Origin of the sequence: Bacillus sp. HU-1818 (assembly GCF_022695965.1) — a bacterium.
GTDB lineage: Bacteria > Bacillota > Bacilli > Bacillales > Bacillaceae > Bacillus > Bacillus atrophaeus.
This window is the reverse complement of record NZ_JAAPBE010000003.1, coordinates 702,698-725,956: the sequence shown is the minus strand read 5'-3', so window position 1 is coordinate 725,956 and position 23,259 is coordinate 702,698. Positions and strand designations below refer to the sequence as shown.

28 protein-coding genes and 1 other RNA gene are annotated in these 23,259 nt (G+C 43.3%); 8 read left to right on the top strand and 21 right to left on the bottom strand.

All coding sequences use genetic code 11. From position 1 onward, the window contains the following. Positions 1–41: 41 nt before the first annotated feature. From eda to GXP75_RS14335, 3 genes are read right to left on the bottom strand one after another with little or no spacing between them, the layout of a single operon-like run. Positions 42–632 carry a bifunctional 4-hydroxy-2-oxoglutarate aldolase/2-dehydro-3-deoxy-phosphogluconate aldolase gene (eda, locus tag GXP75_RS14345; RefSeq protein WP_061573015.1) on the bottom strand — a complete coding sequence of 197 codons (591 nt, stop codon included), beginning with the start codon at positions 630–632 and terminating at the stop codon, positions 42–44. A 1-nt stretch (position 633) separates the two neighbouring features. Continuing rightward, positions 634–1,608 (bottom strand): sugar kinase, encoded by a 975-nt coding sequence (locus GXP75_RS14340; RefSeq protein ID WP_214918822.1) that lies wholly within the window; start codon positions 1,606–1,608, stop codon positions 634–636. A 37-nt stretch (positions 1,609–1,645) separates the two neighbouring features. Continuing rightward, on the bottom strand, positions 1,646–2,662 hold the full coding sequence (locus GXP75_RS14335) for a LacI family DNA-binding transcriptional regulator (protein WP_106044277.1): 1,017 nt from the start codon (positions 2,660–2,662) through the stop codon (positions 1,646–1,648). A 221-nt stretch (positions 2,663–2,883) separates the two neighbouring features. Between GXP75_RS14335 and kduI the strand changes: the two genes are divergently transcribed. Then, positions 2,884–3,711 (top strand): 5-dehydro-4-deoxy-D-glucuronate isomerase, encoded by an 828-nt coding sequence (kduI, locus tag GXP75_RS14330; protein ID WP_061573012.1) that lies wholly within the window; start codon positions 2,884–2,886, stop codon positions 3,709–3,711. Further along, positions 3,712–4,476, top strand: a complete 765-nt coding sequence (kduD, locus tag GXP75_RS14325; protein ID WP_242557066.1) for a 2-dehydro-3-deoxy-D-gluconate 5-dehydrogenase KduD — start codon at positions 3,712–3,714, stop codon at positions 4,474–4,476. Positions 4,477–4,519: 43 nt separating this feature from the next. Here kduD and GXP75_RS14320 read toward each other — a convergent pair whose 3' ends face one another. Together GXP75_RS14320 and GXP75_RS14315 are read right to left on the bottom strand one after the other, a co-directional pair. Continuing rightward, positions 4,520–6,451, bottom strand: coding sequence for an ATP-dependent DNA helicase (locus GXP75_RS14320; RefSeq protein ID WP_242557065.1), 1,932 nt, complete (start codon positions 6,449–6,451; stop codon positions 4,520–4,522). 103 nt (positions 6,452–6,554) lie between these two features. Next, entirely contained in the window at positions 6,555–6,746 is a 192-nt protein-coding gene (locus tag GXP75_RS14315) for a hypothetical protein (protein WP_242557064.1), read from the bottom strand. Positions 6,747–6,908: 162 nt separating this feature from the next. On the opposite strand from GXP75_RS14315, the gene GXP75_RS14310 reads away from it, so the two are divergent. Next, complete coding sequence (locus GXP75_RS14310; protein ID WP_003153548.1) at positions 6,909–7,061, top strand: YpzG family protein; 153 nt, start codon at positions 6,909–6,911, stop codon at positions 7,059–7,061. 54 nt (positions 7,062–7,115) lie between these two features. On the opposite strand, the gene GXP75_RS14305 is transcribed toward GXP75_RS14310, so the two are convergent. From GXP75_RS14305 to GXP75_RS14265, 9 genes are all read right to left on the bottom strand, one after another. Then, complete coding sequence (locus GXP75_RS14305) at positions 7,116–8,273, bottom strand: THUMP domain-containing class I SAM-dependent RNA methyltransferase (protein WP_242557063.1); 1,158 nt, start codon at positions 8,271–8,273, stop codon at positions 7,116–7,118. Positions 8,274–8,364: 91 nt separating this feature from the next. After that, positions 8,365–8,748: RNase P RNA component class B (gene rnpB / locus GXP75_RS14300), an RNA gene on the bottom strand. Between the two features lie 51 nt (positions 8,749–8,799). Continuing rightward, complete coding sequence (gene gpsB / locus GXP75_RS14295) at positions 8,800–9,096, bottom strand: cell division regulator GpsB (protein WP_003325664.1); 297 nt, start codon at positions 9,094–9,096, stop codon at positions 8,800–8,802. A gap of 71 nt (positions 9,097–9,167) precedes the next feature. Continuing rightward, a complete protein-coding gene (locus GXP75_RS14290; RefSeq protein WP_061573007.1) occupies positions 9,168–9,722 on the bottom strand; it encodes an SLOG family protein in 555 nt (184 codons plus the stop codon). An 86-nt stretch (positions 9,723–9,808) separates the two neighbouring features. Beyond that, positions 9,809–10,033, bottom strand: a complete 225-nt coding sequence (gene cotD / locus GXP75_RS14285; RefSeq protein WP_003325661.1) for a spore coat protein CotD — start codon at positions 10,031–10,033, stop codon at positions 9,809–9,811. Between the two features lie 84 nt (positions 10,034–10,117). Next, positions 10,118–10,246: a hypothetical protein gene (locus tag GXP75_RS14280; RefSeq protein WP_003230707.1), complete on the bottom strand. Its 129-nt coding sequence runs from the start codon at positions 10,244–10,246 to the stop codon at positions 10,118–10,120. Positions 10,247–10,347: 101 nt separating this feature from the next. Then, positions 10,348–11,589: a ribonuclease H-like domain-containing protein gene (locus GXP75_RS14275; RefSeq protein ID WP_214918813.1), complete on the bottom strand. Its 1,242-nt coding sequence runs from the start codon at positions 11,587–11,589 to the stop codon at positions 10,348–10,350. A 15-nt stretch (positions 11,590–11,604) separates the two neighbouring features. After that, positions 11,605–13,854, bottom strand: a complete 2,250-nt coding sequence (locus tag GXP75_RS14270) for a DEAD/DEAH box helicase (protein WP_242557062.1) — start codon at positions 13,852–13,854, stop codon at positions 11,605–11,607. Between the two features lie 104 nt (positions 13,855–13,958). Next, complete coding sequence (locus GXP75_RS14265; protein WP_242557061.1) at positions 13,959–14,465, bottom strand: PTS sugar transporter subunit IIA; 507 nt, start codon at positions 14,463–14,465, stop codon at positions 13,959–13,961. A gap of 149 nt (positions 14,466–14,614) precedes the next feature. Here GXP75_RS14265 and GXP75_RS14260 point away from each other — a divergent pair, with 149 nt between their 5' ends. After that, a complete protein-coding gene (locus GXP75_RS14260; protein ID WP_010789024.1) occupies positions 14,615–15,034 on the top strand; it encodes an Hsp20/alpha crystallin family protein in 420 nt (139 codons plus the stop codon). Positions 15,035–15,053: 19 nt separating this feature from the next. Here GXP75_RS14260 and GXP75_RS14255 read toward each other — a convergent pair whose 3' ends face one another. Then, positions 15,054–15,443 (bottom strand): YppG family protein, encoded by a 390-nt coding sequence (locus GXP75_RS14255; protein WP_242557060.1) that lies wholly within the window; start codon positions 15,441–15,443, stop codon positions 15,054–15,056. Between the two features lie 188 nt (positions 15,444–15,631). Here GXP75_RS14255 and GXP75_RS14250 point away from each other — a divergent pair, with 188 nt between their 5' ends. Next, positions 15,632–15,820 carry a YppF family protein gene (locus GXP75_RS14250; RefSeq protein ID WP_214918804.1) on the top strand — a complete coding sequence of 63 codons (189 nt, stop codon included), beginning with the start codon at positions 15,632–15,634 and terminating at the stop codon, positions 15,818–15,820. 30 nt (positions 15,821–15,850) lie between these two features. On the opposite strand, the gene GXP75_RS14245 is transcribed toward GXP75_RS14250, so the two are convergent. Both GXP75_RS14245 and GXP75_RS14240 read right to left on the bottom strand, forming a co-directional pair. After that, positions 15,851–16,225, bottom strand: a complete 375-nt coding sequence (locus tag GXP75_RS14245) for a YppE family protein (protein ID WP_214918801.1) — start codon at positions 16,223–16,225, stop codon at positions 15,851–15,853. Positions 16,226–16,266: 41 nt separating this feature from the next. Further along, complete coding sequence (locus tag GXP75_RS14240; RefSeq protein ID WP_150223338.1) at positions 16,267–16,512, bottom strand: DUF5446 family protein; 246 nt, start codon at positions 16,510–16,512, stop codon at positions 16,267–16,269. 200 nt (positions 16,513–16,712) lie between these two features. On the opposite strand from GXP75_RS14240, the gene sspM reads away from it, so the two are divergent. After that, the gene (sspM, locus tag GXP75_RS14235) at positions 16,713–16,817 is read left to right on the top strand and encodes an acid-soluble spore protein SspM (RefSeq protein ID WP_003325650.1); all 105 of its coding nucleotides are present in this window, start codon (positions 16,713–16,715) and stop codon (positions 16,815–16,817) included. 26 nt (positions 16,818–16,843) lie between these two features. Here sspM and GXP75_RS14230 read toward each other — a convergent pair whose 3' ends face one another. Beyond that, on the bottom strand, positions 16,844–17,806 hold the full coding sequence (locus tag GXP75_RS14230; protein ID WP_242557059.1) for a DUF2515 domain-containing protein: 963 nt from the start codon (positions 17,804–17,806) through the stop codon (positions 16,844–16,846). Between the two features lie 42 nt (positions 17,807–17,848). Between GXP75_RS14230 and recU the strand changes: the two genes are divergently transcribed. Then, entirely contained in the window at positions 17,849–18,457 is a 609-nt protein-coding gene (gene recU / locus GXP75_RS14225) for a Holliday junction resolvase RecU (protein ID WP_061572999.1), read from the top strand. A gap of 37 nt (positions 18,458–18,494) precedes the next feature. Then, positions 18,495–21,254 (top strand): PBP1A family penicillin-binding protein, encoded by a 2,760-nt coding sequence (locus GXP75_RS14220; protein ID WP_242557058.1) that lies wholly within the window; start codon positions 18,495–18,497, stop codon positions 21,252–21,254. 92 nt (positions 21,255–21,346) lie between these two features. Here the strand turns inward: GXP75_RS14220 and GXP75_RS14215 are convergent, their stop codons facing one another. From GXP75_RS14215 to dnaD, 3 genes are read right to left on the bottom strand one after another with little or no spacing between them, the layout of a single operon-like run. Continuing rightward, positions 21,347–21,838 carry a YpoC family protein gene (locus GXP75_RS14215; protein ID WP_242557057.1) on the bottom strand — a complete coding sequence of 164 codons (492 nt, stop codon included), beginning with the start codon at positions 21,836–21,838 and terminating at the stop codon, positions 21,347–21,349. Further along, on the bottom strand, positions 21,835–22,494 hold the full coding sequence (gene nth / locus GXP75_RS14210; RefSeq protein ID WP_242557056.1) for an endonuclease III: 660 nt from the start codon (positions 22,492–22,494) through the stop codon (positions 21,835–21,837). Before nth ends, GXP75_RS14215 begins: the two co-directional genes overlap by 4 nt. Positions 22,495–22,512: 18 nt before the next feature. Next, positions 22,513–23,211, bottom strand: a complete 699-nt coding sequence (dnaD, locus tag GXP75_RS14205; protein WP_061572996.1) for a DNA replication protein DnaD — start codon at positions 23,209–23,211, stop codon at positions 22,513–22,515. Positions 23,212–23,259 lie beyond the last annotated feature (48 nt).

Below are 23,259 nucleotides of genomic sequence, written 5' to 3'. Positions count from 1 at the left end.
CCATCCTCTTGTTATGGAAAAACAAAAGCCTTGTATACTGCTTACACTTGAAAAATCAACTCCAGATCAGCTTTCGAGCAGTTTTCAATCTGACTGCCGACACCGACAGCCCCGGCGCCCGCTTTCAGCCATTCAGGGACTTCAGCCGGGTGAATTCCGCCTGTCGGAATAAATGTCACCTGCGGGAAAGGCCCCGCCAGATTCTTCATATAGGAGATGCCAAATGCTCCGCTCGGAAAAAGTTTTAAGGTGTTAAAACCAAATGTCAGCGCTTCCATTATTTCGCTCGGCGTTATCACCCCCGGTATATAAAGGGTATCTAAAAATGAAAGGTACTCGGCAAGATCAGCAGAAAAGCCCGGACTGACAATAAATTGTGCTCCTGCCTGTACCGCTTCCTGAGCCTGTTCCGCTGAAATGACAGTACCGGCTCCGATCAGCACATCGCCTCGTTCCCGAAAAGCTTCTATAATATCTGAAGCCCCAGGTGTGGTATAGGTCACCTCAATGGCCGTAATGCCTTTTTCTATGATTCTTTCGATTTGCTGCTTTGCCTTATGTTTATCATCTGACCGGATAACTGCGATGAGTTTGGCCTCTTGGAGCTGGTTTTGCAAGTGTGGATTTTCCATGTTAGCACTCCCCTTTCTTCTGGTGAATGACTTTGTTCCGCGATAAAAATGATGCGAGTTTTTCCCTTGTCGGCAAACCGTCCATATCGCCCGGGGCCTGCACCTGCAAAGCGCCGATTGCATTTCCTCTTTGAACAGCGTCTTGGAATGATAGTCCATCCAGCACTCCGCTGATCACACCGACAGCAAACCCGTCTCCTGCCCCTACAGTGTCTATGACGTTTTCAACGTGGTATCCTTCTATATATCCGTCTTCGTGTTTCGTTTTGAAATAAGCGCCGTCTTTCCCAAGCTTAATCGCAATGAAGCTGACGCCTTTTTCAAGATAAAAATCCGCGATACCTTCAGGCGTTTTTTCACCTGTTAATAGCTCTCCTTCTGTAATGCCGGGGAGAAACCAGTCTGCCAATTCGGCCAGTTCATTAATGCTATGCGCCATAGTGTCGCGGTCAGGCCACAGCGATAGCCTCAAATTCGGATCAAATGACACCGTTTTTCCAGCCTGTTTCATGTCTTTCATCGCAAGATAGGAAAATTCCCTCATATTCTTTGACAAAACAGGAGGGATTCCCGTTACATGCAAATGCTTCGCCATTCTGAAGTAATCTGAGGGATAATCTGCGGGCGCTAAAGTGCTTGCGGCTGAATGCTTCCTATAATAGGTTACCTCAGGATCTCCCTCCTCTACTTTTGATTTCAGCAAAAGGCCGGTGGGGCTGCCGTCTTTTGCACGAATGACACGCGAGATGTCTACCCCTTCTTTTTCAAGCTCTTGTAATATAAAAATTCCGAGCTGATCATCTCCTACCTTGCTCATCCAGCCCGTCAGACAGCCAAGCCGTGATAAACCGCATGCCACATTGCTTTCAGCGCCGGCGAGCGCTTTGGAAAATGTAGAAGCTTTGTGCAGCCCGCCGTACTCATTTGCATAAAGCATCGCCATGGATTCCCCGAATGTCACAACATCCAGCTTCATCTATTGCCCTCCGTTTCCTGAGCTTCTTATTTTTACATTACAAAGATTGTCTCATGATGACTTCAGCATTCAATTGAATGGTTTGCGGCGCCCCGGTGTCCCCTTCTAGCCGCTTTAAAATCCGTTCCATAGCCGCCACTCCCATGTCATGAGATGGCTGTGCAATCGTCGTAATACCTGGTCCGATTAATTTGTACCATTCTGTATCATCAAACCCTGCGATCCCTGCATCTTCGGGAATACTGACGCCAAGCTCAGCCATACAGCTGATGATTTTCAGCAATATCAGGCCATTTGAGGCCAAGATGGCTTTTTTGCAAGTCGGATTTTCATGTAAAAATGCTGTCACCGCTTGGGTAAGCTGCGCTTTGCTTTTCACATCTATTTCATACATTCGCGGAAGATGGTCCCAATTGTGGGCCGCAGCTATTTCCTTATAGGCAGACGCCCTTTCTGCACGCGGACTGATCGAAGCAATCGGTTCAGTGAAAAGCGCCACTTCTGTGTATCCTTTGCTGTAAATGATCTGAAGAATTTCTGCTGTGATGCTTCTGTTGTCGGTCGTGACTGTATCCAGTTTCATATCAGGCATTTTTCGGTCGATCAAAACAACCGGGACATCCTGAGCAGCAAACGATTGAAGAACATCTGCGTTTTGTCCTGTCGCATTTAATATGAGGCCCTCAATAGAGTGGTCAATCAGCTTAAACAGCATTTCCCGTTCTTTTTCCGGACTGTTGTCCGTGTTGCAGACCATAATGCTATAGCCGTATTGATCACAAACTTCCTCTACACCTCTAAGGGCAGCGACTGAAAAGGGATTGGTGATATCCGCCACAACAAACCCGATTAATTTGCTTTTTCTGACTTTCAGTCCTTGCGCCAATTTGCTTGGACGGTAATTCAGATCTTCAATTGCTTTTTTGATCTTTTTTACTTTTTGAGGAGAAATCGCATCTGCTTTCCCGTTTATGTAACGGGACACGGTAGATTTTGACACCCCTGCATATTCTGCTACTTCGGTAATCGTCACATGACTGGTTTTCTTTTTCATTCAAGCGCTCCTGTATCTTATACTTTAAATTTGAAACCGATTTCAAAATCTTCACAACATAAGAATAACATAATTTCAAAAATTGGGAAGAGTTTTTTTCTTTAACAAAATAACATTGACTCTTTTATCTATTTATTCTAAAATTTTCTTTGAAACCGTTACCAAAATCTTTATTTATTTCATTCAAGTGTTATCGAAATGACTTTCAAGGGGGAAATGAAATGGAAAACCGTTATTCTGTACATCCTGAACAAGTTAAGCGATTTACGACTGAGGAGCTGCGCAGCCATTTCTTAATGGAGTCTTTGTTTACGGAAAATGAATTGACGATGTTCCACTCGCACGAAGATCGTGTTGTAGTCGGAGGCGCCGTTCCAGTAAAAGCCGATATAAAGCTTGATGCAGGAGATTTTCTTAAAACAGAATTTTTTCTGGAAAGACGGGAAATCGGAATTATCAATGTTGGCAAACCGGGTGTCGTAAAGGTCGGGGATGAAGAATATGTGCTGCAAACAAAGGATTTCCTTTATATCGGCATGGGCCATCGCGATGTGTCTTTCTCCAACCTGAACGGTGAAACAGCAAAGTTCTACTTTGTTTCTGCAGGGGCACACCAGCAATATCCAACACAAAAAGCGGCGATTTCAGAACTGACGCCTGCACATCTCGGTGATGACGCAGCCTCAAATGTTCGGGATCTATACAAAGTGATTCATAACGACGGCATTAAAAGCTGCCAGCTGATGATGGGCATTACCGTTCTTGAGAAAAATAACAACTGGAATACGATGCCGGCGCATGTGCATGACCGCCGGATGGAAGCTTATCTATATCTGGATTTAAATGAGGATGCGAAAGTATTTCATTTCATGGGGGAACCTGACGAAACCCGTCATCTTGTCGTTGGAAATGAACAGGCTGTCCTTTCTCCGGCATGGTCCATTCACTCCGGTGCGGGAACGTCAAATTACAGCTTCGTTTGGGCGATGGCGGGAGAAAATTACACATTTACGGACATGGATTTTGTCCCGATGAATGGACTAAAGTAAATGAGCTATTTACAAACAACATTTTCACTAGAAGGCAAGACAGCACTTGTGACAGGACCGGGCACCGGAATCGGACAAGGAATTGCTATAGCTTTAGCGGGTGCCGGAGCTGATATTATCGGCACATCCCATAAAAGCAGTCTTTCAGAAACACAGCGGCTTGTAGAACAAGAAGGCCGCACGTTCACATCTGTCCGGCTTGATATGGGAAAACCGGATGAAATAAAGGACGCGGCCTCTGATCTTTTTGAAAAGCATCCAATTGATATTTTAGTCAATAACGCCGGTATCATTCGCCGTGAACCGGCAGCTTCATATGCTGAAGAGGATTGGAAAAGCGTTTTGGATGTGAACTTAAACAGCTTGTTTTTACTGACACAGACAGCAGGAGCATACATGCTGCGAAAAAAAAGCGGCAAAATTATTCATATTGCCTCCCTTCTCTCATTTCAAGGCGGGATTTTCGTGCCGGCTTATACAGCAAGCAAACATGCGGTTGCCGGCTTAACAAAATCATTTGCAAATGAATGGGCGCAAAGCGGCGTGCAAGTGAACGCCATCGCCCCCGGTTATATTGCAACCGCCAATACAAAACCGATTCGCGGGGACAAAGAGCGCAACGAGGAAATCTTGAAGCGAATTCCTGCGGGAAGATGGGGAGAAGCAAATGATATCGGCGGTGCGGCCGTCTTTTTGGCATCACGTGCCTCTGATTATGTAAACGGACACATTTTAGCAGTGGACGGCGGCTGGCTCGCCCGATAATTACAGCAAAAAGGCTGCCCTCAAGCTTGGGCAGCCTTTTTGTTTAATGTGAAATGGGATCAACCGGCAATATGTTTTTCACTTCGTTCAGGACCGTTCCTTTTTCTCCCGACACATAAATGTTTATAGAGCCGCTGTCTTGATTCGAACGGATAAGACGACCGATCCCCTGCCGCAGCCTTAACAGCATGTATGGAAGATCTACTTCCTGGAACGGATCTTTTTTCGCTCCGTTGCGTTTTGCCGTAAACACGGGATCATGCGGCGGGTACGGCAACGACCAGATGGTGACATTCTTCAATGAATCACCCGGTATATCAAGTCCTTCCCATAAATGAACGGAACATAACACGGATTCTTCATCCCGTTGAAATTTTTCCACCAGATTGCTGATCTCTTCATCACCTTCAAAATAAATCGGATAAGGCAAGTCCCAAGCGGAAGAATGCTCCTTAAACAGATCCAGTTCGGCAAATGACGGAAAGAGCACAAGCGTTCTGCCATTATAGTGTTTAATGGTCTTAATCGTTTGAGCGGTTTTTTGCTCAGCGGTCAATTCATTTCCTTTTTCTCCGTAAAGATTCACTGCCATTTGCTCTTCATAATCGTACGGAGAATCAACTGTCAGCGATAGGTAGTCATGAATGCCGAGACTGCCGGCAATATAGTCAAAAGAACCGCCTTCTGACAGGGTAGCGGATGAAAAGATAAATGGAATCTTTTTAGAAAACACCTTCTCGCCAAGCACTTCAGATACTGTTCTCGGCATCACGACAAAGGTTGAGTCGGCTTCTTTCTGTTCAAGCCAGCTGATTGCATTTTTTTGATACAAGGATAAAGAATGCGCCATTTGTTCAATATATTCTTCAACAACCGATAGTGCGTATTGATCAATGGTATACATTTCTGATTCGAAGACGAGAGCTTCTCCGATTTTATCAAGCAAACGGCAAAGCTCGTCCGCTGCCTGTTTAACACGTTTATCATTTTTGATTTCAAGACGGTGTGAGCCGGCAACTTCCTTTGATTCCTCAGTAAGAACATAGAAAAATTCATCATTAGCCGCAAGCGAATCTTCAATCAGTTCCGCAAACTCTTCCCGTATATCATTTTGCAGCAGGCGTTCTAAAAACATTTCAAGAGTGGACTGCTTCACTCTGTAGGTTAATGCTTTTTGCGCGGCAAACTCTAATAAGTGGCCTTCGTCAAACACAACCGCACTGTGATCAGGCAAAAGCGGCAGCTGCCCCTCGCGTTTGCGGGATTCTTCCGTCCATACATGTTCCATATAAAAATCGTGTGAACATATGATCAGGTCAGTTGACTTTCTGTAGTGGTCTCTTGATAGCGTTAATCCGCATCTATGTCTCATATCACATGTCAGACAATCCTGAAAAGAATCATAATTGACCTGTGACCATTCTTCATTAGACAAGTTAGCGTACTGCTTTCGGTCGCCATAAGGATGGAACCGCTGCATCGCTTGGGACTCATGGACAAATGAAGGCAAGGCTTCATAAAGATCGAGCCATTTGTCATCATCTGAACGCTGCATGGTTTTTTCTAGTTTTTTCAAACAAAGGTACTGTTCATGAGATTTTGAAAGTCTTGTATCTATTTTTAAATCTAAATGCTCTGACAGCTTTGAAATATCGCCTTCTTTTTTGACCAGCTGTTCAATTAAGGTTTCATCCGCACATGCGATAACAGCGGGTTTACCCACATATCTGGCGTAACTGATCGCAAAAAGCAGGTAAACCAATGTTTTCCCCGTTCCAACCCCTGCTTCTGCAAACATGACATTTTTTTCTTTAAACGCACGTTCAAGCTGAAAAGCCATAAAAATTTGCTCATCCCGCAGGTCAAACCCTTTCTCGGGAAGAATATCGTAAAACACGTCACCAATCCAATTGTTCAGTTCTTCGTAAAAATTCTTTGTTTTTGTTAAAGAAAAAGGCAAACGTGATGTTGTCACCTAGCTCCAACCCCCAACTATTCGACATTCAGACCACCTATATTATCACTTTACACTGCTGAATACAATAAAAAAACTTGGCCTCGCCAAGTTTTTATTGACCTCATTTTCTGTTTATCATATGCGATGATAAAAACGGATGGTCTGTTGAATGGATATGATTCACTGCTTTTTCAAAATCATCTTGCGCATGTGTAATGACAGACGGAGACAAATCAGACTCAAACTCCTTCAGTTCGCTGACTGTCGCGTCCAGTGCTTTTTGGATCAGATTAAAATGTTCACTGTTCATCATGAGATCACCTCTAAAATAGAAATAATCATCATTGTATGCGAACTTTTCATTTTATATACATGCTGTTCTGCATGTTCCGCGCCATATCTACACAAACTATAAAAGATATTCTGTCTGAATATCCGTCTTATCAAAAATATTCTATCTGGGAGTGATGTTTGAATGAGTTATAAAGATCGATTAGATCAGCATTCCGAACTTTTTCATCACAATTGGACAAGGCCTAAACGCTCTAAGTCGCAGGTAAACGGCCATACCGAAATGTCCCAAACCAACATTATTTTAAGAAGCAACGCGAAAGCGCACCGTTGGTAACGATAGAATATGGTTGAAAGATGCAAGAAGACGCTTTATTGAGCGTCTTCTTTTTTATTCTTTATCAGCTCTCTTGCGCTGAGGTCTTACCTTGGACCAATATTGATAGTAATCCGTTTTAATAAAGCCATTGAACAATTTTCGTTTTTTCGTTGCTTTTCTTCCGTACGCTTCTTCAAATTGTTCATTCGATGTTAAGATGTAAACAGACCATGTATCAAGCCCTTCTAACGCCTTGCCCATTTCTCTATACATTTGTTCGACTGCTTTTTTCTCACCGAGACGTTCGCCATACGGCGGGTTTCCGACAATAACGCCAAAATCGTGCTGCGTGGTAAAGTCTTTCACCTGCATCTGCTTAAATTCAATCAAATCTCCAAGGCCCGCTTCTTCGGCGTTCTCTTTCGCGATTTGAACCATTCGGTGATCCACGTCACTGCCGAAAATACGAAGCGGCTGATCATAATTAGCCTTTTCTTCGACTTCAAGCCTCGCCTGTTCCCATACGGCCTTTCCAATCCATTCCCAGCCTTCAGAAGCAAAGTCTCTGTTAAATCCAGGCGCGATGTTTTGCCCGATCATCGCAGCTTCAATCGGGATGGTTCCTGAGCCGCAAAACGGATCGGCGAACGGACGGTCAGGCGTCCAATTTGTCAGCAGAATCAAAGCAGCAGCAAGCGTTTCTTTGATCGGAGCGCCGCCTTGGTCGATCCGATAGCCTCTTTTATGAAGGCCTGTCCCGGATGAATCAAGCGTAATCATTGCTTTATCCTTCAAAAGGGAAATCTCTACTTTATACTCTGCGCCTGTTTCTTCAATCCAGTCATTTTGTTTGCCGGATTGCAGTTTCAGCTTTTCCACAATTGCTTTTTTAACGATTCGCTGACAGTCAGGCACACTCGCGAGGGTTGACTTAACGGACTTTCCGATGACAGGGAATTTGCCGTTCTCGGGAATAAACGCACTCCAGTCAATCGCTTTTGTTTTTTCAAACAGCTCATCAAACGTTTTCGCTTGAAATTCGGCAACCTGTACTTTTACACGGTCTGCGGTCCGAAGCCATAGATTCGCGCGGCAAATGGCGAGCGCGTCTCCTTCAAAAATGACTTTTCCGTTATCCACCTTGCATTCATATCCTAACTCACGTACTTCCTTAGCGACAACAGCTTCAATTCCCATTGGCGCTGTTGCAATTAGTGTATACTTCTTCATCGTATCACCCTGTCTTTTAAAACTTTTCTTTTCAAGATAAAAGCTCTCCGTTATAGGGAGAGCCTGAATTCACATTATAATGATGTTAACGTTCTGTAAGCCATGTTTTGTTCCATCGTACTGCAAACGGCATATTACCTCGTACTCAGGCGGCAATCATCTATCTACAGAAATCATTCTGTCCTTCTATCTGTTCAATTCCTTCAAGAAGGTTCCCCTACCAAAATTTGGGTTTCTCGCTCGAGGGGTTTACCGCGTTCCACTCTCACCATTTCTAGTGAGACTTCGTCACTGTGGCACTTTTCAAGGATACTCAGCCATATCCAAAGGACGTAGGCTTTTTTCCTGCCGTCAGCCTTTCAAGGGCTGCCCTAGCTTATGACTTCGCTAGGCACGAACACTACGGGCATCTCAGCACCGTGCGAGCATGGACTTTCCTCTACAGATTCTGGATCTGCAGCGATTACCCGAACGTTAAGACACCTGTTCATTATAGAACATCTTCAGTCATTTTTCAAGTTTTTATTCAATCGTACAGCTTACTGCCAAAAACATGCTTTTCTAAGTTTGACAGCCTTTTTAAAATGTCAAAGTTGGTTGTATTCGATTGGACAGGCTGTTTTTTGCTGGCTTCTTCAAGCTGCTTTTTCAGCTGCAGGTTTTCCTGCTGAAGCTCTTCGATTTCTTGATGGAAGGTTTCATAATCTTTAATGACCATATCTAAAAATTTGTCTACATCTTCTTGTTTGTATCCTCTGACACCTGTTTTAAATTCTTTTTCCAAAATTTCTTTAGCAGAAAGCTTTACTTTATCAGCAAGCATCTTTTTCACCTCGTATCGTGAATCATTACCTTATATTTTTTCAGAAAACCGGGCGCTTGTCAAATTTTCTCTTACGTGTTATAACGGCTGTCTTCTTCCTCGACTGTCGCCCTAAGATCATCCATTGTAATAAAATAGATAGGATATCCGTCTTTTTCACGCCGTTTTTCCGCTGCATCCAGCATATATTTTGGCGAACCTTCCGTCTCGGGATCATACAGCAGCATAAGCGCATCAGATTTCTGTATAAAAAATTGATTTTTTTGTTTGAATTGCAGCGGGCTTTCATATGGCCTATGGGTCAGGCTTGTCTCGTAATCCGCCTGAGCGAGCACAGCTTCATACAGTTCTTGGTTCGGTTCTTTCCACTTCTTTTCCTGATCATAAAATGGAGTAATGACTGCCACCTTTAATTCCGGATACTCTTCCCGGAGCATATAGGCAACTTCGGCCGTCCAAAGCTCTGCGCCAAGCTGCCCCGATATCAAAATCCATTCCAGTCCTTCGTCTATCAGCGAAATCAGGCGTTTTTCTATTGTCTTTTTTATGTAAACCAAAGCCTTGTCATCCTGTTTGAAAATGCCGATTTCAAACGGCTTGTACCCTGTAACTGCTAGTACCTTCATCATTTCACCTGCTTAAAAAATGGGGCTCGCAATGGCCCCATTTGATTTGCTGCTATGTTACACCAATAAAGTCACACGGTTCAATACTAGTCGCAGCAAGGTTTTCCTGCTTGGAAATGCTGGTGTGTAGTCGGATCAGCATTTGAGTAGGTGTGCGGGAAGTAATGAACGTGTTGGAAATTGTGGTGATTTACATTTGTCGTATGCTGTGGATGAATGTGCGGCACGACAGTATTAGAAAACGTATGGTGTTGGCAGCAATGAGTAGGATGGACAATCGGCGCCATCATGTGCGGTCTGCAGTGATGCATATTTAAAATCCCCTTTCCATAAACTTTATTACACTACTAACTTATGAAAAAAAGGGGGTGCATGTTCTAATGCAAAGACCTATTTTAGAAATGAGCGATCAAACTGTCTTTAAAGTTTGAAAACACAAACGCGATTAAGAAAACAACGACGAAGAATAAATAAAAAACGCCCTTATACATACCAACTCTCCCTTTAAAAATAACTAATGTTATTTTACAGCAATCGGCACCGTTCTACAACAAAAGCGCGGTGAATCCGGTAAAAAAATTGATATGGCGAAGAACGTCGTCTTTTGCGCTTTCCCGGGGAATATTTACGTTGAATATTTCCTCTTCAGCCGGGAAATACGAATGTGTAATCTTTCAGTCTCTTTTTCTGATAATAACGCCTCGTCAGCGAGTAATTGTTGGGTCACATGTAATGCCCGTCCGTACTCTTTTTTCTTATGCTCTAGATATTTCGCAAGCTCGATCGAAGCGTCGAATCGGCATTTTTGAACATCAGAGCGCATTAGCCGCTCCCAAAGTGAAGCAGCTTCTTGCAGGCGGTCCTGTTTTTTGTAGAGCATAGACAGATCGTAAAGGGCCCTGTCAGTGTGTTCAAATGGCTGGTGCTGAATACTTTCCAACTGTTTGATTGCCAGGCTTATTTCTTTGTGGGCCATAAACCATTTCGCCATGGCATAAGTCTCATGCTGTTCAACCTCACTTCCGGAAGGGATTAGTATCTTTTTTGACAGATGAATATAAAGCGAAATTAAAGACAGCACATCCTGTTCATTATGATGCAGCACACCTGCCATGAGATCGGGGTCCTGTGTTTTTAAAAAGTGAAAATACAGCATCGGCGCCAAATAGCCGGGTGTATCTTCTTTTCTGTATACCTCCAGCTCTTCTTTTTCAACCGTACCGAGCGACACGCGATCCATTCTATGCTTCCACAGCCGTCTTGAGCCGTGGAGAAGATCGAAATGGCCGAACTCCGGCAGCTTGGGAAGCCGATCGCGAATCAGTGTATGCCTCGTTTTCACTTGCGGCCAGTCAAACGCTTTGCCGTTATATGTGACAAGTGATGTGATATCTACTTCACTCAAAAAACTCTGATACAAAGCGGTTTCATTCCCCGGGTTAGGCAAGAGATGCTGTTTGACGACCACTTTATCAGCATATACTCTTGCGTGTCCGAGTAAAAAAATCGTATTCCCCGCCCCTCCCCCAAGTCCGGTTGTTTCTGTATCAAAAAAGAACAGCTGGCTTTGCTTGTAGCCCTTAGCAGATAAGGTATGGGAAAGATCGCTTTGATTCCATAAAGCCATCACGTCTTCAAGCTCAGAAAAACAATACAGCCCATGACGGCGGGAGAGCGGGTATACAACTTCCCTGATGAGGCAATACTCGTCTTCAAAATAGAAGGGCTTCACCCCGCAAGCTTTCCATTTATCTAAAAACGGAATGTCCGAATGGCCGTTCTTACCGGGAGGCACTGCGGTCTGTTTGTCTGCTTCAGACGTTCCCATATGCTTTTTCATTCGATGTAATTTACCTTTTAAAGACATGCCTGTCCCCCTTTCTTAGTTAAATTGATTCAAAATCCGTAAAATGTTGTCCTTAGCTTTTATTCCTTCTATCTCTGTCCCGATACAAGAAGGGCAGCCGTCTTGACAAGGGCAATTTGTAATCAGCCGCTTCGCTCCCTCATTGATCTCGGCGAACCGTTTATAGACATCCTCTGCCAATCCGATGCCTCCCGGGTAATGATCGTATAAAAAGATCGTCGGCAGACCGGTATGCGCAGCTTTAATTTGGGAAACCACATGAATATCATTTCGGTCGCACATGACATATACTGGCACAATGTGCTGAAACACATTGGCGATACCCAGCAGCAGCTGTTCCAATGTCTTTTCCCCCAAATGCGGATCAATCTCTTTTATTTCCATCCAGGCAGCGCTTGTATGAAGTTCCTCTTCAGGCAGATAAATCGGACCTGATCCGATATTTTCAAACGTGGTCATTTTAATTTTTTTGAAAATCGTGGGCAGCGCATTTACTGTGACATCGCCATAGTGTAAAGAAGTTTGCTTACGGTCAATCGTTTTGTCGATTTCCAATACCTTCAGCTGAACTGCTAAATTGGCGTCAGTGTAATATTCGACATCCACCTTTCGCACATAAGCCTTTTTATGGTCCCAATCGAGCTTTTCTACCTGATATTGAACACCTTCATGCAGATAAATCGCTTCATCATGCAAAAGCGTCATCGCGCTGAATCGATCCATTTCTCCGATAATTCTTACATTCGCAACATCTGATTGATCAACGATTACCACATTCTCCTGAGAAGCGGAACGCAGGCTGATATTCGTGGCAGGAAACGATTCGTTCGCCCAATGATAGCGCCCGCTGTTATGGTGAAGAATGCCTTCTTCTTGAAGATATTCAAGAATGTCGGTGACATCTAAAGGCCCGAATTCTTCATCAGCTTTAAAAGGAAGCTCGTATGCTGCGCACTTTAAGTGGTCGACTAAAATAATCAGATTTTCCGGATTGATTCTCGCCGATTCCGGTGAACGGTCGAAAAAGTAATCAGGGTTGCGCACAATGTATTGGTCTATCGGGGTTGAGTTGGCAACCATGACAATGAGAGCCTCCCCATGTCTTCTCCCGGCTCTTCCGGCTTGCTGCCATGCACTCGCCACACTGCCCGGATAGCCTGTCATAATACAGACTTGCAGCTGGCCGATATCCACTCCGAGCTCAAGCGCATTCGTGCTCACAACACCTAATATTTCCCCGTCCCGGAGGCCTCTTTCAATCTCTCTCCGTTCCTTAGGCAGGTAGCCGCCGCGGTAGCCTCTAATTGACTTCGTGCCGATCTCTTTTTTTACCAGCTCTTGAATATGGCTGAGTATGATCTCGACACGCACTCTGCTTCTGGCAAACACAATGGTTTGCACCTTATTTTTCAAAAACTCTTTCGCAAGCTCATTCACTTCAATGGTGGCGCTTTTTCGGATGTTTAAAGGTTTGTTGACGATCGGAGGATTGTAGAAAACAAAATGTTTTCTTCCGCTCGGCGCCCCATTGTCGTCTATCAGCCTCATGGGACTCCCGGTCAGCTGCTCTGCAAGCTCTTTCGGATTTGCAATAGTCGCAGATGTACAAATAAAAATCGGGCTGCTTCCGTAAAATTGACATATTCTTTTAAAACGGCGGATGACATTTGCCACATGGCTTCCGAATACGCCGCGGTAGGTATGCAATTCATCAATAACAATATACTTCAGGTTTTCGAACAGGCTCACCCATTTTGTGTGATGAGGAAGGATAGCTGAGTGCAGCATATCCGGATTGGTAATGACAATGTGCCCCGCTTTTCGGACCTTTTGCCTGATCGCCGGAGAAGTATCCCCGTCATATGTAAAACTTTTGATATCTACGCCCATTTCTTCAATGATCTCGTTCAGTTCGCTTTTTTGGTCTTGCGCGAGCGCTTTTGTCGGAAATAAATATAAAGCGCGGTTAGACGGATCTTCGGCAATAGATTGCAAGACCGGCAGATTGTAGCACAGTGTTTTCCCGGATGCCGTGGGCGTCACGGTTACGATGCTCTCCTCTTTTTGCACGCTTTGAAAAGCTGAAAACTGATGTGTAAATAATTCATTTATCCCCCGTTTGCCAAGGGCTGTTTTTATCCTTGAATCTATACTGTCAGGCATGGGTTTGGTCCTCGCTTCTCGCGGTTCAATTTCATGCCAGTTCACTACATGTTCGCTGCCTTTTAATTCAGAAATTAACTCGGCCAGTGATTTCTTTTTCATCCTTTACACCTCTTTGTAAAGTACAGTTTACCGAATATTTGTTTGTATGGCTAGGTGTAAACTTTATACAATAACACATCAAAAAAGCAAGGCATTCGCCCTGCTCACTTCATCTTTATTTTCAAAAGCTTTGTCGTGCCTTTTTGCGCGTCTTTTTCCCCGGCGGGTTCAAGAGATTCTACCGCTTCGCCGTTCATAATGACAATGGGAATCACCGTGCTGCTTGCTTTTTCTTTTATTAATTCTAAATCACATGTAATCAGCGGATCGCCGATTTTGACTTTGTCGCCTTCTTTCACATGGGCTTCAAAGCCTTCTCCGTTCATATTTACGGTTTCTAAACCGACATGAATTAACAGCTCGATTCCGGAGACCGTGCGGATGCCGACGGCGTGTTTCGTATGAAAAAGCTGTATCACTTCCCCCTCTGCAGGTGAAACAATAGTTCCATTGGCCGGTTCAACTGCAATTCCTTCTCCCATCATTTTCTGCGAAAAAACAGGATCAGGAACATCTGTGAGATCAATGACCGATCCGTCCGCTGGAGAATAGATGACCTCTTCTGTTATCTTTTCCTGGTCTTTTCCAAATCCGAATAATTTTTTCAGCAATGTTTTTTCTCCCTTCCCAAAGCTTATTCATTTGTGCTTGCGTTCCGTCAACTATACATTCCTCATTATTTAATCATACTTTCTTTTCGGCATCAATTCATAACCACATAGAACAAAAATGCATAGTCTGTAAAAAAGGTGGTGTTGGTATGAGTTTTTCAGAAGATAAAGAAAATGAACTGCAGAAAAAGGAAGAACATATGAAACATGCGCTTGATCAATTTTTTCACTCTTCCCCTTTCGGAGAGCTTCTGAACAGCTTTCAGCATCTTGTCAATTCAAGCCTTACTGAAGCTCAGGTCACAATGAATGTAAGGGAAGAGCATTCCGGCCTTTTTGTCGATATCGACATTCCGCCTTCATTTAAAGACGGCGATATTTTGGTCGAAGCCAAATCACGTTATCTCCATATTACTCTGCGACAAAATCACCAGGAAGCCTCCTCAGCCACACATACAAGCATGACGAGAACGGTCCTCTTGCCTTATGAAGTTCAGCAGGAGTTAATGAACACGTCATGGAATGAGCAGACAATGACTCTGTTTTTCCCAAAAAATAAGCATGAATGATTTTGCATCATTCATGCTTTTATCCTTTAAAGAAGCTCGTAAATCCTTTTAATAAGGAGCCGACTTGATTCATCGCGCTCATCACTTGGCCAGTGGTATCCATCATTTTATTAAAATCAAACTGCCCGTTTGTTTTTTTGAATTGAGACATAATACTTTGAAATTGTGTAGGCTGGGGCTGATTCGGTCTTGGGATTGGATAAGGATTATGGAATGCAGCCTGCTGTAAAGGTATAGGTGCAGGCGGAGAATATGGCTGCACATAACCTTGATTTCCATAGTATTGGGGCGGATATTGATTTTGACTTGCAGGTGCAGACGGCGGATAGTATCCTTGCATTTGCTGCGGGTAATAGTAACCCATCTGCTGATTCACATTCTGATAATACTGTGCTGAACTCCTTCGCATCGCGGTTTCCCCCTTATCGCTCTTCATGTTCTCTCCTTTATATGTATGAATATTTCTCTCATTTGTGTCTGTCGGCTGAAGAGGCAGATTTGTCAAACGATGTCGAAAGTTTTAATTTTTGAAAAACAGAAAAAAGTCGAATCGTTATGGTACGATATTTTTAACACAAATGAGAGGGGATGCACCATATGAACGTATCATACTTGAGAAAGCGTTTTGCAGAAGTAAAAGAATATGAAACAGATTGTGTGAATAAACTGATGGACTTTACGAAGTTCCTCTATATTCAAGGACACCTGACAGCAACTGAATTTCGTAACAGTATGAAAGTTCTGGAAGCAAATGGAGCAGAAAACCCGGCATACGACATTCGTTAATTGCCGGACCCCGATTAGAAGAAGGCAGCCCTAAAGGCTGCCTTCTTTTACAATCTCATCTTTTACTGTTTGCAAGGTATAGAGGACCGATTCAGTTAAATCTTTATACCGTTTTTTATGAATATGATGAACATATGACTGAAGCATGATTTCAAGGAAATTTTCTTTTACTGCGTGAATCTGCTCTTCATATATATATTTAGGGCGATGGATTTTAATAAATTCGAGTGCATTTTCCGTCCACTGTGACACAAGTTCCTCATTTTGTTCAACTGCCGGTTTTATCGTTGCAAAGAAATCGTAAGAACGGTCATTTTCTTTCCCGTCTTCGTAGCGTGCCGCCCCTTTTTCTGCTGCTTCAATCATTTGCTTAGTCTTTTCTAAAAATGCTTGTATGTTCAACATTCTCACCTCAGTATATATCGTACCAGACTCGGCAGACAAATTCAGCTGATGTGATACGCCTTTTCAAATGTAAGCTTTTCCTTCTTCGTTTGTGAAAGCTCTTGCAGACAAGTATGAAGATCATGCAATTCTTCCTCTATCACACTCAGGCGTTCGCCTTCCGTTTCTTTCATTTCTGTCTCATAAAGATTTAGAGAATGGTTCAGGCATTGCTCAGCACGCGACAATTCGTTCTCAATATCAGAAAGCATTTGGAGAATTTCACCTTTACTCACGTAACCGGACATTCATGTTCCTCCCTTTTCGTAGCCTGTCTAGTGATAGAATTCTCGTTTCCTTCACGCACTCCTCCACACTTGACAAAACTAGAACTAAATCGCCAAACAAACCGCTATTCCACGAAAAGCTGAAGTTTTCGACAAAAAGACCCGCAGAAATTGTATGAAGCGCACTGTTAATGCAAACGCTACAAGTAAGGAGGTGCCGTATGAAAACAAGACCGAAGAAAGCCGGTAAACAACAAAAAACTGAATCAAAAACAACAGATACTTTAGATAAAAAATTAGGCGGGCCTAACCGTCCTTCCACTTAAAAAGCAAGGAGCTCTCCTTGCTTTTTTTACTTCCCCATCCAATGCTGAATGGAAAACAGCGCATAAAGCTGGCGTTTTTTTTGTAAATACCAGTCCGTCACTTCCACTTGCTTCGGTAAGGACTCCGCTGAAAAGGCCCCTTTCTTGATCTTTCCATGAAACCATTCAGCCTTTACCCCGTCTAATGAATGGGCAAATACAGGGTAGCATGTCCGCATCATAGGAGATGTTCTTTTTGTCATTCCGATCATTTTTTCCATGTCAAAGCGCGAACCGGTATGGGGAACTGTGTGTAAAAAATGGTAAAAGGAAGGAAACAGCTCCGGTTTGAATAAAAGCTGTGCCAGTTGTTTCCCTAATTTAATTCTTTCTTCCGTTTTTGAGAAATGCTTTGACGAAATTCCGTACAGACCGCCGTCTGAAGAAGGAAAAATAACGGTATTAAAATGAAACCAGTCACTTAAATAAAAAGGAATCGTGCCAAAAACGTTCTTTTTGAACGCAGGATTTTGTATAATAGGTGTTTGGATAGTGTTTTGTTCATTTATAATGAGAGCATACATGAGCCGCTCATTGTTCTGATCGCGCCAAAAACGGGCCCACTCTTCTTGCATAAACTGTGAAACATGAAACACACGCAGATGCTGAAAAAGCGGTTTGCCTAATCTTTTAGACCAATGATATAAAAGCAGCTGGGGATATGCGTCTGAAAAAATAAGCCAGTTCGCGCGCTCATACGCCAGAAAGAACCACTTCTGCTGCTCATCAGACAACCCCAGCTGAAACAGGCTGCCCTTTAAATCAGTCATCGACCAGCCGGCATTACGGGAAACAAAGGAGGCTAAAAGAGACCATTTGATTTCCGGATGACGATCGTAATATGATTTATAGGCATTTGTTCTGGACACGTTGTCTGCGTTTTTCAGTTTTGTCTGTCGATCGATTCGGCAGAGAACATCATGTAAAATCTGCTTTTCAAGCATGTTCATTCACTTCCGTCATTTATAAGTTTGATAAGGAGGATGAAGAAAGTGATTCGGTATCCCAACGGAAAAACGTTTCAGCCGAAAAAAACGGTTTCATCCCAAAGCAGGCATAAAAAGCCGCTATCATACAGTAATCGCGGCATGACCCTCGAAGATGACTTAAATGAAACGAATAAGTATTATCTAGCAAAGCAAATTGCCGTGATTCACAAAAAACCGACGCCCGTGCAAATTGTAAATGTCCATTATCCAAAAAGAAGCGCAGCTGTCATCAAAGAAGCCTATTTTAAGCAGTCATCAACAACTGACTATAATGGCCTTTACAAAGGGCGGTATATTGATTTTGAAGCAAAGGAAACGAAAAATACAACCTCCTTCCCTTTGCAAAACTTTCATGATCACCAAATTGAGCATATGAAGCAGGTAACGGCTCAAGACGGAATTTGTTTTGTTATTATATCCGCATTCGGCCAAGTTTATTTTTTAGAGGCTGAAAAGCTGTTTTACTTCTGGGAAAGAAAAGAAAAGAACGGCAGAAAGTCGATTCGGAAAGACGAATTAAATGAAGCCGCTTTTCCAATTTCACTTGGATACTCGCCAAGAATTGATTATATTAGTATTATTGAACAGCTTTATTTTTCGCCAAACCCATAAGCGAGCGAAAGGTTGATTAACGAAAGGTTGAGATGTTATGTCAGATCAATTTAAGAGCCGTGAAGAACGTCGAAAGGCTGCGCAAAACAGAGGCAGCCACCCGAATTCTTCACCTAAAAAAGGAAAGAAACACAAAAAAGGCGGACTGTTAAAGAAAACTCTTTTTACTCTGCTCATTTTGTTCGTCATCGGTGTAGTCGGAGGAGCCGTCACATTTGCTGTACTGGTTTCTGATGCGCCGTCACTTGATGAAGACAAACTAAAGACGCCTTATTCTTCCACCATATATGATAAAAACGGGAAAGAAATAGCGGAAGTCGGTGCGGAAAAACGAACCTACGTCTCAATAAAAGATATTCCGGACGTTGTTAAAGAAGCGTTTATTGCTACTGAAGACGCACGTTTTTATGAGCACCATGGGCTTGACCCTATCCGTATCGGCGGAGCGCTAGTCGCAAACTTCAAAGGCGGTTTTGGCTCTGAAGGCGGAAGCACAATTACGCAGCAGGTAGTCAAAAACTCCCTTCTAACCCATCAAAAAACGCTAAAACGGAAAGCTCAGGAAGCATGGCTCTCCATTCAGCTTGAACGTAATTATTCTAAAGATGAAATATTAGAAATGTATCTAAACCGAATTTATTTTTCTCCTAGAGCGTACGGAATCGGCAAAGCGGCTGAAGAGTTTTTCGGCGTAACCGATTTAAGCAAGCTGACGGTTGAGCAGGCAGCTACCCTTGCCGGTATGCCGCAGAGCCCGACTGCTTACAACCCGGTCAAAAACCCTGACAAAGCTGAAAAAAGACGGAATGTCGTCCTCAGCTTGATGGAAAAACAAGGATTCATTTCTGACTCACAGTACAATAAAGCGAAAAATGTTGCCATGAAAGACGAAGGAGTCGTTTCCAAGAAGGAATACGAAAAATCTAATTCCAATAAATACAGCGCTTTTGTCGAAGAAGCCATGAACGAAATCAAAGAAAAATCAGATGTGGATGTATCCGCTGACGGTTTAAAAATTTACACGACATTAGATACAGACGCGCAAGATTATTTAGATGAATTAATGAATGGCGATGCTGCCGGATTTACAGAGGGCATGCAAGGCGGTGTCACACTGCTTGACACGCAAAACGGAGAAATCCGGGCGATCGGCGGCGGCCGCAATCAGCCTGTCGGCGGCTTCAACTATGCCACTCAAGCTAAGTCTCAGCCTGGTTCGACGATTAAACCAGTCCTTGACTACGGGCCTGTTATTGAAAACAAGAAATGGTCTACCTACGAGCAAATTGACGACTCGGCTTACACTTATTCTAACGGAACAGCGATTCATGACTTCGACCGTAAATATAAAGGCCTAATGTCTATGCGTGAAGCACTTGCACAGTCACGTAATATTCCGGCATTAAAAGCATTCCAGGCTGCCGGAAAAGACGCTGCTGTGGACTTTGCAAATGGGCTTGGTCTTGGTTTAAAAAAAGATCAAGTGTATGAGTCATACTCAATCGGAGGATTCGGAGATGATAATGTCGGTGTTTCCTCTTTGACAATGGCAGGAGCGTACAGTGCGTTCGGAAATAACGGAACGTATAATGACCCGCACTTCGTGACGTCTATTGAGTTTAATGATGGAACTAAGCTTGATTTAACACCTAAATCGAAGTCTGCCATGAGTGACTATACAGCCTTTATGATTACAGATATGCTAAAAACAGCCGTCAATACCGGAACAGGACAGCTTGCAAAGGTTCCGAATGTAGAAGTTGCCGGGAAAACCGGTACAACAAACTTTACAGAAAGTGATATACAAAAATACAATATCGCAACCGGCGGCGTGCCTGACTCTTGGTTTGTCGGCTATACTCCGCAATATACGGCAGCCGTATGGACCGGGGTTGATTCCAGCAATAAGATAGGAAAAAAATCATTATCAAAAACGGAACAGCAAGTCGCGAAACGGCTATTCCAAAAGCTCATCGCCAAAGTCGATGATGGCAGCGGGTCATTTAAACAGCCGGACAGTGTTGTAAAAGCGACCGTTGAAAAAGGGTCAAACCCTGCCGCATTAGCAGGGCCTAACACGCCAAGCGACAAGAAGCTGACCGAGTACTTTGTAAAAGGCACAACGCCTTCTGCCGTATCGAAGACATATGAAAAAGAAGAAAAGAAAAACCCGACAAACTTAAGTGTAAAATATGATAAGGACAATCAATCCTTAACATTAAGCTGGAAATATGACGGAGACGCTTCCTTTGATGTTAAACAATCGGTGGACGGCGGCAGCTACTCAGAGATTCAAAACAGTTCTGCCAAAGAAGCCGTGGTATCCGGAGTGAAACCTGGTTCAGTCTATAGCTTCCAAGTCACGGCAGTCGCCGATGATGAAAAAAGCGATACGGTTTCGACAAGTTATACGGTCCCTAAAGACGAAGAGGAAGAAGACAAAGAAGACCAGCAAAATACTGATGATGAACAAAAGCAAGATGATGAGCAAAAACAAGATAACACACAAACGGATGATTCTCAGACAGACGACAGCCAGAATGATCAATCAGACCAAACCGATGATTCGGGAACAGATAAAGACAAACAGCAAGATAAAGACCAGACTGATAACAGCAATCAGGACCAATCCAACAACGGAAACACTGACAGCGGACGTAAAGAAGAAGATACAACGGACGGCGATTCAAGTTCAGGAACAGATGGATCTGATAAAGATAAAGATAAAGATACAAGCAACTCATCATCTGATAAAGCAAAAACAAATTCTTCAACAGACACGAAAAAGAACAATTAAAATGTATGAAGAAGCCTTCACCAAATGCGGTGAAGGCTTTTTGTTGTATTCAATAAAAAACCTCTTTAAGCGTCTGCTTAAAGAGGTTGGAATCAACGATTCATTGCTTCATATTTAAAAAAGTGTTTTTTCATTTCCGTAAATAGTTCATCAAGCTGAATAAAACAATGGTATTGAGTCGGCTTCGTTAAAATAAATTCGACACGTTCAGTCCAATTGATCGGCTTAGCGGGAAATGATTTCTGTGTCAAACTGGGCCATTCCAATGAGGTCACCCGTTCGTCCGCTGTCCAATGAAGCGCCGCCAGCAAACATGTTATACCCTTCAGCATTTCATTTTGCTCGCATCTTGATTTTCTCGTTTGAAAAACAGGCAGCAGTGCTATCTTTATCTCTTCCCAAACTTCAAATAAATAGGGAACATATTCACTGCTGTGCTCCCAAGGCTTAACCAGAGAATCGTCTGCCGAAAAATCCACATATAAAGGGTTAATTCGCAAAGCAGCCTGTACATCATCGCATGAGTAATCAAGGCCTCGCAAATATTGTTCATAGGAAGCTAACAGTTCTTCCCCTGCTGTCATCGTTTCACCAGCCCTTTTTTGTCTCTTTTTTGGCCTTCGCGGCACAATGAAAGTAAAGGACATTCCGCACATCGCGGAGATTGTGCTTTGCAATGGTATCTGCCGAAGAAAATGAGCCTGTGGTGTGTCACAGACCACTCGTCTTCCGGAACTTTCCGCATTAATGCTTTTTCGACTTCAAGCACTGAATCCTTCCAGCGGCAGATGCCCAAACGTTTACTGACCCGCTCGACATGCGTATCCACAGCAATCGCCGGAACGCCGAAGGCCACAGACACAACGACGTTCGCTGTTTTCCGTCCCACTCCCGGAAGCTTCACAAGCTCATCTCTGTCTTTCGGGACCTCTCCCCCGTATTCTTCTATAATCATTTTGCTTAGCTTTTGTATATTTTTTGCTTTGTTACGATACAATCCGATTGATCTGATATCCTGCTGAAGCTCTTCCAGCGGAACGGCCAGATAGTCCTCAGGCCGTTTATATTTCTGGAAAAGCATTTTTGTCACTCTGTTTACGAGCGCATCCGTACATTGCGCAGACAAAGCAACAGCAACCACCAGTTCAAAAGGATTTGAATGGACAAGCTCACACTCCGCATTCGGGAACATATCGCCTATTTTCTCTAAACAGAATTCAATTTGTTTTAAGTTTAACACCTTAGTCACCTATTCACTTTATTGTTCGAGCCAATTGTAAAAAGGAACCTGCCTTGTATACTCTTTTTGCGGCTCATTCTGCCTTGTTTGAACACGCCTGAATTTTTGGCTGTGGGCTTTTGCCTGCTCCACTGTTTTCAAACCGTTTTTCTTCCATTCAAACAAAATCCGATCAATATACCGGAAACTAAGCTTGCCGGATAAAACAGCCTCTTTTAATGCGTGTTTGATCATCATCGCGTCGTGCTGGTCCTGATCCTGCCAAATCGCCAGTGTTTCACACTCCAAAGGAGATAACGGCCTAGCAAACTCTTCTTCGAAAATGGAATAGAGGCTCTTTTGATCGCCCTCTGTTTTTCTTTCCTGTGTTTGGTTTTGCGCGAGCTGTATAAATTCATACAGCTTGCCCCATAAGGGTTGAAGAGAATATTTTTCATATTTAATTCCATTTGCATCTTCGCATTCTTCGATGAAAAGAAATCCCTTTTGAATAAACATTCTCAATCTGTTCGTGCACTCTTCCACAGAAATAGACATGCCTGCCTGCAGTTCGCTTGGCGTTGGAAAAAAAGAGCCCTTCTCTAAATGCATCTTAATTTTCAACAGCAGAACCAGTTCCGTTTCACTCAATCCGAGCTGCTGATAGTTCGTCAGCAGCAAATTCGGGATACTTGAGGTCCCAAGCTCCTGCATATCAATAAATTGCTGTTTTTTCATCATTACACCTCTTACTGTAAAGGATATCGCTTTTCCCTTTACTATGAA

What these genes read in the sequence shown, in the direction of transcription:
- eda (WP_061573015.1), bottom strand. Translation starts at nt 632, where the DNA reads ATGGAAAATCCACACTTGCAAAACCAGCTCCAAGAGGCCAAACTCATC.
- GXP75_RS14340 (WP_214918822.1), bottom strand. Translation starts at nt 1,608, where the DNA reads ATGAAGCTGGATGTTGTGACATTCGGGGAATCCATGGCGATGCTTTAT.
- GXP75_RS14335 (WP_106044277.1), bottom strand. Translation starts at nt 2,662, where the DNA reads ATGAAAAAGAAAACCAGTCATGTGACGATTACCGAAGTAGCAGAATAT.
- kduI (WP_061573012.1), top strand. Translation starts at nt 2,884, where the DNA reads ATGGAAAACCGTTATTCTGTACATCCTGAACAAGTTAAGCGATTTACG.
- kduD (WP_242557066.1), top strand. Translation starts at nt 3,712, where the DNA reads ATGAGCTATTTACAAACAACATTTTCACTAGAAGGCAAGACAGCACTT.
- GXP75_RS14315 (WP_242557064.1), bottom strand. Translation starts at nt 6,746, where the DNA reads ATGATGAACAGTGAACATTTTAATCTGATCCAAAAAGCACTGGACGCG.
- GXP75_RS14310 (WP_003153548.1), top strand. Translation starts at nt 6,909, where the DNA reads ATGAGTTATAAAGATCGATTAGATCAGCATTCCGAACTTTTTCATCAC.
- GXP75_RS14305 (WP_242557063.1), bottom strand. Translation starts at nt 8,273, where the DNA reads ATGAAGAAGTATACACTAATTGCAACAGCGCCAATGGGAATTGAAGCT.
- gpsB (WP_003325664.1), bottom strand. Translation starts at nt 9,096, where the DNA reads ATGCTTGCTGATAAAGTAAAGCTTTCTGCTAAAGAAATTTTGGAAAAA.
- GXP75_RS14290 (WP_061573007.1), bottom strand. Translation starts at nt 9,722, where the DNA reads ATGAAGGTACTAGCAGTTACAGGGTACAAGCCGTTTGAAATCGGCATT.
- cotD (WP_003325661.1), bottom strand. Translation starts at nt 10,033, where the DNA reads ATGCATCACTGCAGACCGCACATGATGGCGCCGATTGTCCATCCTACT.
- GXP75_RS14275 (WP_214918813.1), bottom strand. Translation starts at nt 11,589, where the DNA reads ATGTCTTTAAAAGGTAAATTACATCGAATGAAAAAGCATATGGGAACG.
- GXP75_RS14270 (WP_242557062.1), bottom strand. Translation starts at nt 13,854, where the DNA reads ATGAAAAAGAAATCACTGGCCGAGTTAATTTCTGAATTAAAAGGCAGC.
- GXP75_RS14260 (WP_010789024.1), top strand. Translation starts at nt 14,615, where the DNA reads ATGAGTTTTTCAGAAGATAAAGAAAATGAACTGCAGAAAAAGGAAGAA.
- GXP75_RS14255 (WP_242557060.1), bottom strand. Translation starts at nt 15,443, where the DNA reads ATGCGAAGGAGTTCAGCACAGTATTATCAGAATGTGAATCAGCAGATG.
- GXP75_RS14250 (WP_214918804.1), top strand. Translation starts at nt 15,632, where the DNA reads ATGAACGTATCATACTTGAGAAAGCGTTTTGCAGAAGTAAAAGAATAT.
- GXP75_RS14245 (WP_214918801.1), bottom strand. Translation starts at nt 16,225, where the DNA reads ATGTTGAACATACAAGCATTTTTAGAAAAGACTAAGCAAATGATTGAA.
- GXP75_RS14240 (WP_150223338.1), bottom strand. Translation starts at nt 16,512, where the DNA reads ATGTCCGGTTACGTGAGTAAAGGTGAAATTCTCCAAATGCTTTCTGAT.
- sspM (WP_003325650.1), top strand. Translation starts at nt 16,713, where the DNA reads ATGAAAACAAGACCGAAGAAAGCCGGTAAACAACAAAAAACTGAATCA.
- GXP75_RS14230 (WP_242557059.1), bottom strand. Translation starts at nt 17,806, where the DNA reads ATGAACATGCTTGAAAAGCAGATTTTACATGATGTTCTCTGCCGAATC.
- GXP75_RS14220 (WP_242557058.1), top strand. Translation starts at nt 18,495, where the DNA reads ATGTCAGATCAATTTAAGAGCCGTGAAGAACGTCGAAAGGCTGCGCAA.
- GXP75_RS14215 (WP_242557057.1), bottom strand. Translation starts at nt 21,838, where the DNA reads ATGACAGCAGGGGAAGAACTGTTAGCTTCCTATGAACAATATTTGCGA.
- dnaD (WP_061572996.1), bottom strand. Translation starts at nt 23,211, where the DNA reads ATGAAAAAACAGCAATTTATTGATATGCAGGAGCTTGGGACCTCAAGT.